The 12,241-nt window shown below is 67.3% G+C and carries 11 protein-coding genes and 1 pseudogene; 7 read left to right on the top strand and 5 right to left on the bottom strand.

Annotated features, from left to right (window positions below):
• Window positions 1-130: 130 nt before the first annotated feature.
• The 5 genes from FNH09_RS22920 (at window position 131) to FNH09_RS22900 (ending at window position 5,905) form a co-directional block, all read left to right on the top strand.
• Window positions 131-796, top strand: a complete 666-nt coding sequence (locus tag FNH09_RS22920; RefSeq protein ID WP_162468959.1) for a response regulator — start codon at window positions 131-133, stop codon at window positions 794-796.
• Window positions 796-1,932, top strand: a complete 1,137-nt coding sequence (locus FNH09_RS22915) for a sensor histidine kinase (RefSeq protein WP_152890968.1) — start codon at window positions 796-798, stop codon at window positions 1,930-1,932. Before FNH09_RS22920 ends, FNH09_RS22915 begins: the two co-directional genes overlap by 1 nt.
• A 90-nt stretch (window positions 1,933-2,022) precedes the next feature.
• Complete coding sequence (locus FNH09_RS22910) at window positions 2,023-2,541, top strand: GNAT family N-acetyltransferase (RefSeq protein ID WP_152890966.1); 519 nt, start codon at window positions 2,023-2,025, stop codon at window positions 2,539-2,541.
• A 221-nt stretch (window positions 2,542-2,762) separates the two neighbouring features.
• Entirely contained in the window at window positions 2,763-3,215 is a 453-nt protein-coding gene (locus tag FNH09_RS22905) for an effector-associated constant component EACC1 (RefSeq protein ID WP_152890964.1), read from the top strand.
• A 5-nt stretch (window positions 3,216-3,220) separates the two neighbouring features.
• The gene (locus tag FNH09_RS22900) at window positions 3,221-5,905 is read left to right on the top strand and encodes a substrate-binding and VWA domain-containing protein (RefSeq protein ID WP_152890961.1); all 2,685 of its coding nucleotides are present in this window, start codon (window positions 3,221-3,223) and stop codon (window positions 5,903-5,905) included.
• Window positions 5,906-5,979: 74 nt separating this feature from the next.
• Here the strand turns inward: FNH09_RS22900 and FNH09_RS22895 are convergent.
• From FNH09_RS22895 to FNH09_RS22875, 5 genes and pseudogenes are all read right to left on the bottom strand, one after another.
• Window positions 5,980-6,162, bottom strand: a pseudogene (locus FNH09_RS22895) (alpha-galactosidase); the annotation flags it as partial.
• A 26-nt stretch (window positions 6,163-6,188) separates the two neighbouring features.
• Window positions 6,189-7,085, bottom strand: coding sequence for a carbohydrate ABC transporter permease (locus FNH09_RS22890; RefSeq protein WP_152890959.1), 897 nt, complete (start codon window positions 7,083-7,085; stop codon window positions 6,189-6,191).
• Entirely contained in the window at window positions 7,082-8,062 is a 981-nt protein-coding gene (locus FNH09_RS22885) for a carbohydrate ABC transporter permease (RefSeq protein WP_152890957.1), read from the bottom strand. Before FNH09_RS22885 ends, FNH09_RS22890 begins: the two co-directional genes overlap by 4 nt.
• A complete protein-coding gene (locus FNH09_RS22880; RefSeq protein ID WP_152890955.1) occupies window positions 8,059-9,372 on the bottom strand; it encodes an ABC transporter substrate-binding protein in 1,314 nt (437 codons plus the stop codon). Before FNH09_RS22880 ends, FNH09_RS22885 begins: the two co-directional genes overlap by 4 nt.
• A 506-nt stretch (window positions 9,373-9,878) precedes the next feature.
• Window positions 9,879-10,889 carry a LacI family DNA-binding transcriptional regulator gene (locus tag FNH09_RS22875; RefSeq protein ID WP_238426981.1) on the bottom strand — a complete coding sequence of 337 codons (1,011 nt, stop codon included), beginning with the start codon at window positions 10,887-10,889 and terminating at the stop codon, window positions 9,879-9,881.
• A 339-nt stretch (window positions 10,890-11,228) separates the two neighbouring features.
• Between FNH09_RS22875 and FNH09_RS22870 the strand changes: the two genes are divergently transcribed.
• Window positions 11,229-11,603 (top strand): roadblock/LC7 domain-containing protein, encoded by a 375-nt coding sequence (locus FNH09_RS22870; protein WP_162468957.1) that lies wholly within the window; start codon window positions 11,229-11,231, stop codon window positions 11,601-11,603.
• A 172-nt stretch (window positions 11,604-11,775) separates the two neighbouring features.
• On the top strand, window positions 11,776-12,138 hold the full coding sequence (locus FNH09_RS22865; RefSeq protein WP_162468956.1) for a metalloregulator ArsR/SmtB family transcription factor: 363 nt from the start codon (window positions 11,776-11,778) through the stop codon (window positions 12,136-12,138).
• Window positions 12,139-12,241: the final 103 nt, after the last annotated feature.

Here is a 12,241-nt window from a genome sequence, read left to right as displayed (position 1 = left end):
CGGACCGGGTGACGGACACGGAGACGGCACGCAACCGTGCGCTCCCCGGCGCATCCGCCCGACAACCCCACGGACGACCGCGCGCATGGTAACTACGCAGTGAGAGACGGCCCGACGAACGGGACAAAAGGTGATCCGGGTAGTGGTGGTTGACGACGAGGCGCTGATCCGTACGGGATTCCAGCGCATCCTCGACACGGCGGACGACATCGAGGTCGTCGCGGCGGTGCCGGGCGGCCGGGCCGTGCACACCGTGCGGGAGTTCCGGCCCGACGTCGTCCTGCTGGACATACGGATGCCGGACGTGGACGGACTGACCGTACTGGCCGACCTACGACGGTTGCAGGGCCCTCCGGTGGTGGCGATGCTGACCACGTTCGATGCCGACGAGTACGTGGCGACAGCTCTGCGCTCGGGTGCCTCGGGCTTCCTGCTGAAGGACACCGATCCGGAGCAACTACCGCATATCATCCGCACCTTGGCCGAGGGCGGGACCGTACTGTCGTCCCAGGTCACCCGGAAGGTGGTGGCCGGCTATCTCGACGCGGACCCGCAGGGCCCGGCCACACGGGCGGTCGCCCGGCTGACCGAGCGCGAACGTGCCGTGCTGGTCCTGATGGCCGAGGGACTCGCCAACATCGACATCGGCGAACGGATGCATCTCAGCGCGGGCACCGTGAAGGGCTATGTCAGCACCATCTTCACCAAGTTGGAGGTGGGCAGCCGGGTCCAGGCCGTGCTGTTCGCCGAACGGGCGGGCCTGCTCAGGCTGCCGCGGAACGGGGTGGGCTCCTGATGGTGCCCCGCCGTCCATCCGGGCCATGGCCCGCCCCGCTGCATGCCGGGCTGGTGGACACCGTGCTGGTGGGATTCTCGCTGCTGGACATGTGGGCCAACGTCGACCCCGACGACCGGGCCGCCATGTCCTGCGGGCTGCTCGCCGCCCTCTGCCTTCCGCTGCGCCGTCGCCTGCCGCTGGCCACCTTCCTGCTGACGCTGCCGACCGCCACGGTCACCGACGCGGCGCTCGCCACGCTCATCGCTCTCTACACGCTCTCCTCCTTGAGCCGGCACCGTCTCCTGCTCGCCCTCTGCGGCACGGTGTTCGCCGTCGCCGACTTCGTCCCGTGGCCATGGCCGTCGGTGGAGATCGACGAACTCTCCGACACCTACAGCCTGATCCATCTGAGCTACACCCTGGCGACCGCCGTCGCGCCCGTCTTCCTCGGCCAACTCGTGCAGGCCAGACGGGAACTGACGCTGCGGCTGGCGGAGATATCCGAGGCACGGGAACACGAACGGCTGCTGATCACCCAGAGCGTGCTGGCGCAGGAACGCGCCCAGCTCGCCCGGGAGATGCACGACGTGGTGGCCCATCAGGTCAGTCTGATCGCGGTGCAGGCCGGAGCGCTCCAGGTCGGCAGCCGGGACGCCGAGGCCAAGGAGGCGGCGGTCACGATCCGGCGGCTGAGCGTACAGACGCTGGAGGAGCTGCGGCACATGGTCAGCGTGCTGCGCGCCTCCGGCAGCCGCCCCACCGAGCTGACCCCCCAGCCCTCCCTCGCGGACCTGGAACGGCTCGTCGACAGCAGTGGCATCGAGGCCGAACTGAGCACGGACCTGCCCGGCGACCTCCCCCCGCCCGTCCAGCGTGGTGTCTACCGCACCGTGCAGGAGGCGCTGACCAACGTACGCAAACACGCCCCCGGCGCGAGCGCCACGATCCGCATCCACCACCAGAACGGCCGCCTCCGCGCAACCATCACCAACACCCCCGCCACCCGGCCCGCCCTCCCGCTGCCCAGCGCCCACCACGGCCTGGTGGGTCTGCGGCAACGCGCCGAACTCCTCGGTGGCACCGTCACCTCCGCGCCCACGACAGCCGGCGGCTACGAACTCCGCCTGGACATCCCCTTCGACCACACACCCTGACCCCACGGCGCGCTCGGCCGCGAAAGAGAGCACCGCCTCCCTCTCGCGGCCGGCCGTTGCCGGGACGTACACCCGTGCGAGGATCCCGGCATGAACGATCTACGTTTCCGTCCCGCGGACGACGCCGACATCGCCGATGTCGTACGGCTGCGCGACGACGCCGCCCGCTGGATGCTGGCCCGGGGCGTCACAGGCCAGTGGCGCCCCGGTGAGCTGGGCGGGGATCACTTCCATCGGATCCTGGAGAGCGGGGAGATCTGGCTCGCCGAGGCAGGCGACCGGGTGGTCGGGGCCTGGGAGCTGTGGTGGGAGGACGAGGACGCCTGGGGGCCCCGGCCGCCGACCGCCGGCTATGTGCACCGGCTGATGGTGGACCACGGCAGTGTCCCGCCCGGAACGGGGCGCCGACTGCTGCGCGCTGCGGAGCAGCGGGTGGCCGAGGCGGGTCGGTCGTCGGTACGTCTGGACTGCCTGGCCGGCAACGAACGTCTGACCGCGTACTACCTCGACGCCGGCTACCGGATCGTCGGACACAAGGAGGGCAAGCCTCAACCGGGCGGCGCGCCCAAGTCGTTCACGCTCCTGGAGAAGGCGGTAGGGGATCGCTGATCGCCCGTGCGCGTCGTGGTCGGACGGGATCAGCGGGACGTCCTGGGTCGCCATGGCGTCCCGGGGCCGGACCACCTCGGCGACGCCAGCCGTTACGAGAGCTTCCTTGACCGGAATTGCGTCTGTTGTGTCTATACATGGCGATTTACGGAATCTGGCCGCGTCGGTGTGTATTTCATCTCTATGTTGGGCACCACGCGATGCAGCACAAAGGGGGCGCGGTGATCATCGAGATCGGTACGGCGGCAGAATCGAGCGGGGATCCCCGAGTGATTCGGGACCTGTACGAGTGGCTCGACCGGACCCCGGCCGTCGAGCGCCATGTGAAGTTACAGCTGACGGCCGCCCCGCAGCCCGGTGACACGATGGGGGCTGCCGATCTGATCAACATGGTTCTCAACCAGGGGTTCGCTGCGGGCAATCTCGTCCTGGCGTACCGCGCCTGGCGCAGCGCGCGTCCCGCGGCGCCACCCATCACCGTCACCGCGGCAGACAAGATCATCGTGCTGGGTGACGCATCGGAGGAGACCCTGCATCGGCTGGAACGACTACTGCGACAAACCGACAGTGGCGAGACGGCGGAACGCGGCACCACAGGACCGGAGGGACATGAAGACCCCCGAGGCCTGCGGGACGGCGACGCGGGTGGCGATGCTCGGGAGAGCAGCCGGTGAGGCCGATGTCTTCCCGCAGGCGTCGTCCCTGGCCGGTGGGCTTGGCGGATCCGTCCAGATCACGCGTCTTCGTCGTCGGCGTGAGCCAGTACACCGAGTTGGAGAAACTGCCCACGGTGGCCAAGGGCGCGCAAGATCTCGCGGCCCTGCTACGGAACAAGGACCTGTGGGGCGTGCCGGAGAGGAACTGCACAGTTCTTCTGAACCCGACGAATCCGACCGACGTACTGAATTCCTTGAGCGAATGCGCCCAGGAAGCGCAGGACACGCTTGTGGTGTACTTCGCGGGCCACGGCTTGCTCCTGGATGACGATGATCTGCATCTGGCCTTCGCCTCGGCGAACTACGAGGCTGCACACCGGTCGCTGCGATACGCCGATCTACGGAGTCTGGTGATGCGCTGCAAAGCCCGGAAGAAGGTCGTCATCATCGACTGCTGCTTCAGCGGGAAAGCGACGGAGCTGGGCATGGGCCCCCTCCCGGTTCCGCCGGAGCTGCCGGACATCGAAGGCAGCTACCTTCTGACGTCCAGCTCCGCGACAGAGCGATCCATGGCCCCCAGGAACAAGGACTACCCGGCGTTCACCGGTGAGTTGATCAAAGCACTCGATGAGGGGCTTGAAGACGGATCCGAGCTCATCACCACGGAGGCGCTCTACCAGGTTCTGCACGAGCGGCTGCCGAAAGGCGGCTTCCCCCTGCCTCAGCAGCTCTCGAAGAACAACGGCCCACATGTCTCCCTGGTCCGTAACCGGAAGCACGATCCCGGGCCGTCGGAGATGTCGCCCGGCTTCACCAACTGGCGCAGGGTGGCCCTTGCCCTGCCTGTCGCCTTCGTCTCCTTGCCGCTGCTGTGGGTCGGCGTGGAATACGCCCCCTGGCCCCCCACGGATTCCCCCTCGCCGAGCGCCACAGCGTCCGGTGACACCGACGGGGTGGCACACGGCCTGCCCCACTGCTCGGGGACTCCTGACCTCCAGGTCACCGTGGCCGTGTCGGCCGACCTTGCCACTCCCCTGACCGCAGCCGCAAAGCGGTACGGGCAGCGTTCCAGCGACGGCAAGTGCGTGCAGGTCGTGGTGGAGGAGCAGAACTCCGGCACCATGATGCGAGCCCTCACCCAGGGCTCGGCCGACAACGACGGGTCACTGCCCAACGTATGGTCTCCCGCGGGGTCGGCCTGGCTCAGCCTCGTCCGCCGGACGGCGAACGCGAACACCGTCGCCCTGCTGCCCGAACAGAACCCCCGACCGATCGTCACCAGCCCCTTGGTGATCGCCATGCCCAAACCCATGGCCGACCAGTTGGGCTGGTCCAAGAAAGGCAGCATCGGCTGGCACGATCTGACCCAGTGGGCGAAGAACGCGCCGACGTTCTGGAGCAGCAAGGGCAAGAAACAGTGGGGCACGTTCACGCTCGGCAAGACCAACCCCGAATACTCCACCTCCGGGCTCAACGCCACGCTCGCCGCGTACGCCGCTGTCACCGGCACGCAAACCGGCAAGGCACGCGATCTCACCGTCGGGGACATCACGCTGCGCAAGAACACGGACTTCGTGCACGCCATCGAAGAGTCCGTCGCGCACTACGGTGACACCACCCTGACGTTCATGCAGAACTTCCGCCGCGCCGACGACGCCACCACCCCGGCCAACCCTGACGCCGCCCTGCGGTATGTGTCCGCCGCCACTGTCGAGGAACAAGCCGTCGTGGCGTACAACCTCGGCTACCCCTGCGGCACCGAACACGCCACGCCGGACTGCACGAAGCGACGTACTCCTCCCCACACTCCCCTCGTGGCGTTCTACCCCAATGACGGAACCCTGTCCTCCGACCACCCCTACATCGAGTTCAACAACATGAGCCCCTCTCAAAGGGCCGTCGCCGACGGCTTCGGCGCCCACCTCCGCTCCCGGACGGAGCAGAACGAGTTCGCCAAGCTCGGCTTCCGCACGTACAACGGCAGGACCACCTCGTATCTCACGCAGGCCAACGGCGCCCTGCCCAAGGCCCCGATCATCTCCATGCACCTCCCCGAAGGCGACGTCCTCCGTCAACTGCTCACCACCTGGCCCACGCTGCGCAGGCAGGCCAACGTCCTGACGCTGATCGACACTTCCACGTCCATGAAGAATCCGGCCGTGGGTACCGCCGGCAGGACCAAGATGAATCTCCTGAAGAGCGCGGGCCCTCAGCTCTTCGGCCGCGACGGCTTCACCGACAACGATCAGGTCGGTCTGTGGCAATTCGGCGCGGTCATCGATCAGAACGTTCCCGGTGGCCCTCTGAAAGAGAGCGTCGACGGTGTGCCACGGCGTACCGCGCTCACCACGACCCTGGGCACCTACCTGCCTCAAGGTGACACCCCACTGTACGAATGCATCCGGCAGGCGGTCACCGCCCTCAGAGCCCGCTACGACCCCAAGGCCATCAACGCCGTAATCGTGCTGACCGATGGTCAGAACTACCCGAACAAATCAGGGGAGGAAGATGCCCTGCTCCGCACCCTCGCCGCCACACCGCAGATCCGCGTCTTTCCGATCGCCTACGGCAATCCGGCACTGCGCAGCGGCAGCACCGGCCTCCAGGCCCTTCAGCGCATCGCCGCCGCCACCGGCGGTCACGTCTACGACGCCACGGACGCCACCACGATCCCCGCTGTCCTGACCAGCGTCGTTTCCAACTTCTGACGAGGCACTGGGCGTGGGCCTCACCGCGGGGCTTCCTGCAAGAGGCGGCGCGTCGTCTCCGTGCCCCAGTGGTCTGCTGGGACGTTTCGGCCGGGCCGGTAGCAGACGGTCGCCCAGTTGTCGTTGGCGGGGCGGTACGGGGTGGAGTCGAGGGCGTAGGTGCCGCTGGGGCTCCAGGACTGCCGGCCTTCCTCGTGGACGCGGGCGGTGCGCGGATCCACGCGGAGGGAGGCGATGAGGGTGAAGCGCTGGGGCACGGGGTTCCCTTTCGGGTGGAGCGGGGTCAGCCCTTGGTGGCGCCCAGGGTGAGACCGCTGACGAACTGCCGCTGGAGCGCGAAGTACACGATCAGCGTGGGGATCGCGGTGAGCAGGGCGCCGGCGGCGACCAGGTTGGGGTCGGTGAAGTACTGCCCGGAGAGGTTGTTCAGGGCGGAGGTGATCGGCATGTTCTCGCCGGTGGAGATCAGGACGATGGCCCAGAAGAAGTCGTTGTAGATCCATATGGACAGCAGGGTCGCCAGGGCCGCCATGGCGGGCTTGCACAGCGGCAGCACGATCTGCGCGTACATGCGCCACACCGACGCGCCGTCGACCAAGGCCGCCTCGGTCAGCTCGTGCGGCAGCATGCGCATGTAGTTGCTGAGGACGAAGGCGCAGAAGCCCGACTGGAACGCCACGTGGATGAGGACCAGACCGAGAGCGGAGTCGTACAGCTTGCCGCTGGCCGTGATGCCGGGCAGGTCCACCAGCAGGTAGAGCCGATACAGCGGCGTGATGATGACCTGCTGCGGCAGCAGGTTGCCGGCCGTGAAGACCAGCAGCAGGAAGAGGTTGAGCCGGAAGTCGAAACGGCTGACGTAGAAGGCGACCATCGACGACAGCAGCAGGGTCAGCAGCACGGCCGGCACCGCGATCAGCAGCGTGTTGCCGAAGTAGTGCGTCATGTCGGACTGTTCGAACGCGTTCGTGAAGTTGTCGAGGGTCAGCCTGTCGGGCCAGGAGACGTAACCCTTGGTGGTGGTCTCCGCGTACGGACGCAGGGCCGCGAACACCGCCCACAGCAGCGGCGCCAGCCAGGCCAGCGCGGTGACGACGAGGAACGCGTGCAGCAGGATCCTGGCCGGGCGAACCGGGGGGCGCCGGCGGCCGGGCGCGGCGGTGGCGGTGCCGGTACTCATGTGCGCCGCTCCTTCCGGAAGGTGGCCACCAGATACGGGATGATCACGACGAGCGAGATCACCAGCAGGACGACGGCGATGGCCGACCCGTACCCGATGCGGCTGGACTCGCCGATGATGTTGTTGGTGACCAGGATCGACAGCAGCTCGGTGCCCTGGGCCCCCTTGTTGAAGACGAACACCAGGTCGAAGGCGCGCAGGGCCTCGATGACGGTGACGACCAGGACGACGGTGTTGGTGGGCCGCAGCGTCGGGAAGACGACGTTCCGGAACGTCTGCCACTCGTTCGCGCCGTCCAGCGCGGAGGCCTCCCGCAGCGACGGGTCGACGCCCTTCAGGCCCGCCAGGTAGAGGATCATCATGTATCCGGTGTGCCGCCAGGACGCGGCGACCAGGATGGCCCAGAGGTTGAGATCGGGGTCCCCGATCCAGTCGATGTAGTGGCCCGGCCTGTTGGCCCCGATGATGCTGTTGATCAGGCCTGTGTCGGGGTTGTAGACGAGTTGCCAGACGAATCCGGTGACGGCCAGCGAGACCACGACCGGGAGGAAGAACGCGGTCTGGTAGACGCGGCTGAAGCGGATCCTCTTGTCCAGCTGCACGGCGAGGAAGAGACCGAGCGGGGTCGGGACCAGGATGAGCACGACGAACCAGATCACGTTGTGCTCGACGGCGGGCCAGAACTGCGGGTTGTTGCTGAACAGCTCCTTGAAGTTCTCCAGTCCGACCCACTTGATGGAGTCGAAGCCGATGCCGTCCCAGGTGGTGAAGGCCAGCGCGATCGAGGCGAGGGCCGTGAGCCAGACCAGGACGACGTGAAGGACCGTGGGCACGCCCGCCATGAGGGCGAGCGTGACCCGGTCACGACGGGTGAGCAGGCGTCCATGACCCCGCGCGACCCGTTTCCGGGGGGAGGTGATCCCCGGAGCCGACGTGTCGGCCGCCTCCGGGGACTGTGCCGTCGTCTGGGTGCTCATGCGGAGGCGAAGATCGTCTTCTTCTGGCGCTCGATCGAGGACAGCAGGCTGTCGATGCCCTTGGGGTCCCGGACGAACTTCTGCAACGCAGGCTGCATCACCGTGGAGGTGAAGTCGGGACGGCTGTCACGGTCCATGAACTGGGTGAGGTGCTTGGCGCCGCCGATCATGTCGTACGCCTTCTTCTGGAGGGCGCTGTACGAGGAGGTGTCGGCCTTGCTGGAGGCGGCCACCACGCTCGGGTCGGCCTTGAGATAGATCGACTCGGCCTCCGGAGTGCCCAGGTACTCCAGGAGTTCGACGACGCCCGCGTGGTTCTTCGGGGACTTGGAGACCATGAAGCCGTCGGTGGGCGCCTCGACCGTGTCCTGTCCGTACGCGGGGTCGATCGACGGGAAGGCGAAGAAGTCGAGGTCGTCGAGATCGGCCTTGTCCGTGAACTGCTGGGCCACGAAGGTGCCCAGGAGGTACATGCCGGCCTTCTTCGACACCAGGGTCTGGGCCGCGTCCTGCCAGGTACGGCCGATGGAACCGTCCTGGTGGTAGGGGAGGATCTCGGCCCAGTGGTCGAAGGCGGTACGGACCTTGGCGTCCGTCCAGGACGCCTTGCCGGCCATCAGCTCGACATGGAAGTCGTAGCCGTTGGTACGGAAGTTGATCTGGTCGAAGGTGCCGAGCGCGGGCCAGGCGTCCTTGTCGCCGAAGGCGATCGGGACCAGGTTGTCCTTCTTCATCTGCTTGCACAGGGCGACGAACTGCTCCCAGGTGGTGGGGACTTGGTAGCCGAACTGCGCGAAGACGCTCTTGCGGTAGAAGACCGCCCAGGGATACGTGTACAGCGGCACGAAGTAGTACTTGCCGTCCTCGCCCTTGCTGAGCGCCTTCATCGCGTCGGGGAAGTCGCCCCCGATCTTCTGCCAGACGTCGTCGATCGGGGTGGCGAGGTTCTTGGCCGCGAAGAACTGCATGCGGTAGCCCGCGAACCAGTTGAACACGTCGTCAGGAGTGCCCTGGAGATAGGAGTTGATCTGCTCCTGGAACGTGTTGTGGTCCTTGGTGTTCACGTCGACCGTGATGCCGGACCGGCTCTTGAAGGCCGCGTAGATGTCGGCGAAGGCCTTCTTCGGCACCGCGTCGGACGCATTGGAGCCGAGGCTGACGGTCTTGGGGTCCGCGGCCGTACCGCTGCCGCCGCAGGCGGTCAGCAGAGGGATGCCCGCACCCGCGACGACGGCCGCGCCGCCGATTCCACGGAGCAGGGAGCGACGGCTGGGGTCAGGGACGGAGAGACCGGAGGGCGTGCGGCTCATGGCGGCTCCTGGGACAGGGTTCGGCCAAGGGGAGAGTGGGCGCCGACAGGTCCGGAAACCGATCAAAAACCAACTCGGCCGAACAGTGTGGGCGTAATGACAGTCCGCCACCCTGTTCCCCGTCAAGACCTGGAACGGCGCGGCTCCGAAAATTGACCGGTCCGACACCGAAGTCAGCTTCAACAGACAATCAACGCACTTGACTTGGAGTGAGCGCGCGACACGCTCGCACCGCCTCGGCCCGTACGCCGAGCGGGGTCCGCCAGATCTCCGACGGCTGCCGCGCCCGCCGCACAAGTCAATGAACCTGAACACTGACTGTTGAGATGTGATGCATTTCAAACAATGATCAACATCAAGGCAGGCGCATGGAGAGGCGCGCCTCGCCGCCGTCGCACGGGCCGCCCGCAGCCTCGGGCCACTCAGTCTCGCGCAACGTAATCGTTTACGCCAGTGTCGGGAAGCTGTCCAGTCGGGCAGTCATCCTGTCGGGCCGTCGTCGAGGATCAGGCCGACGCCCTGGGCACGAACTCTGCCGAGACCCGCGCCGTGTGCGGCTGGGTACGGCCGTCGATCTGCTCCAGCAGGAGACGGGCCGCGACGCGCCCGACCTCGCGCGCCGGGTAGCGGATGGTCGTCAGGCGGGGTCGGACGAGCGTCGCGAAGTCGACGTCGTCATGGCCGACCAGGGCTACATCACCCGGAATGTCGAGGCCCAACTGGTCGGCCATCTCCATGGCGCCCACCGCCGTGACGTCGTTGACGCACAGCACGGCCTCCGGCCGGTGCCGGGACAGCATGAGGCGCCGGAATCCCTCGGCGCCCGCCGCCCGGGTGTGCTCGCCATGGACGACGGCCTCCTCCTCCACCTGGAGGCCGACGGCGGCCGCGTGCGTTCTGATGCGCTCCAGCCTCGGATCCCCACCGGTGGCGTCACGCGGTCCGGCGACGACACCGAGGCGGCGGCGCCCGCTGTCGGCCACGTGCCGCAGCGCCTGGCGGACCGCGTCCTCCGCGTCCGGAGCCACATGGTCGACGGCCCCGAACGCGATGTCCGCGCTCACGACGACGGGGATTCCCGCGCCGCGCAGGGCGTCGAAGGCTGTGGTGGAGAGCCTGAACGGGGTCATGACCACGCCGGCGAAGCGCTGGTGCATGGCCTCTCTCAGGAGCGCCTGCTCCTCGTCGCGCCGCGCCTCCGTGTTGCACACCACGACGTGGTAGCCCCGGCCCCTCAACTCGTCCTGGAGGGAGCGCGCGAGCAGCGCGTAGAACGGGTTGGCGATGTCGGGAACGATCAGGGCGACCATGACGGACCTGCCCGTACGCAGGCTGCGAGCGACGGGATTGAGGCTGAAGCCCAGCTCGGCGACGGCCGATTCGACCGTCCTGCGGGTCCCCTCGGCCACCGGACGCTTCCCGCTCAGCACATACGAGACGGTCGCGGACGACACCCCGGCGGCCCGCGCTACATCGTTTATGGTCACCCGCTGCCGCATGGTCGCACGCTCCTTCATCGACCATAACCCTATGAGTGCCCGGTCTGCCCGAAGGCCACCGGTGGCCTTCGGGCAGGCCGAGGAGCGCGGCTCGGACGAGCAGGACCGAGTCGCCGCGGCCGACGCACGTCGGGTCGGTCCGGCCCCTGGCCCAGAAGTCCGTGAGCCAGGAAGGCTTTCCCCCGGAGCAAGCGCGGCAGCAAAGTTCCCCAACAAATCTATTCAGAAGACATAAGTGAATAGTCATGAGTGGAACAATTGCTGGCGGTCTTGATGTGTCCGACAACTGAGGGCCGCGACTTTCCTAGGGTTCCCCGCGAGAACAACCCCTGTTCTGCACCTTGAAGAGGAGAACCTGTGACCAGTGTGGAAGTGTCCCTCAAGACCTTGATGACGGAGGTCGAGGGTGCGCTGGGTGCCGCCGTCGTCGACTACTCCAGCGGCATGGCGCTCGGCTCCCTCGGCGGGGGCAAGGATCTGGACCTGAACGTGGCGGCGGCCGGCAACACGGATGTGATCCGGGCCAAGGTGCGCACGATGGACGAACTCGGTATCCAGAGTCGTATCGAGGACCTCCTGATCACCCTCGACACCCAGTACCACCTGATCCGCCCGGTGATGGGCCGCGGCGGCAACGGCCTGTTCATCTACCTCGTCCTCGACAAGGGCCGGGCGAATCTGGCCATGGCCCGCCACCAACTGAAACGCACAGAAGGCAATCTCGAGGTCTGAGCCTTACCGGCTTTTATTTGACCTAGACTTGAAAAGTTCTTCAAGTCGCGAATTACGCATCCGACGAACTGTCGTGATCACCTGGTCGCGGCCGGGAAGGATGCATCCAGCGGACCGGGTGCGGCAGCTCGCCGCACCCGGTCAGACCCCCTTCCGAGCAGGAGCGACGCCCGTGCAGGTGCCCCTCTACCAGGCAAAGGCAGAGTTCTTTCGCATGCTCGGGCACCCCGTGCGCATCCGCGTCCTCGAACTGCTCCAGAACGGTCCGGTGCCGGTGCGGGACCTGCTCGCCGACATCGACGTCGAACCCTCCAACCTGTCCCAGCAGTTGGGCGTGCTGCGCCGCTCCGGCATCGTCGTGTCCATCCGCGAGGGCTCCACCGTCAGCTACGCGCTCGCCGGCGGTGACGTAGCGGACCTCCTGCGCGCCGCGCGCCGCATCCTGACGGAACTCCTCGCAGGCCAGAGCGCCCTCCTCGCCGAACTCCGGGACACCGGGCAACCCAGCGAACCGTCCACACCCTCGGCTCGCTGACAGCAGCCGGTTCCGCCACGGAGGCGGTGGCCACGGAGACGATCCGGCCGTCGCCGCCCGAACAGCTCGGGCGGCGACGGCCGGGCGAACTACCGGTTCATGC

The organism is Streptomyces adustus, assembly GCF_009377175.1.
GTDB lineage: Bacteria > Actinomycetota > Actinomycetes > Streptomycetales > Streptomycetaceae > Streptomyces > Streptomyces adustus.
Note: the sequence above shows the minus strand (reverse complement) of the source record. Positions and strands in the feature narration are given on the sequence as shown.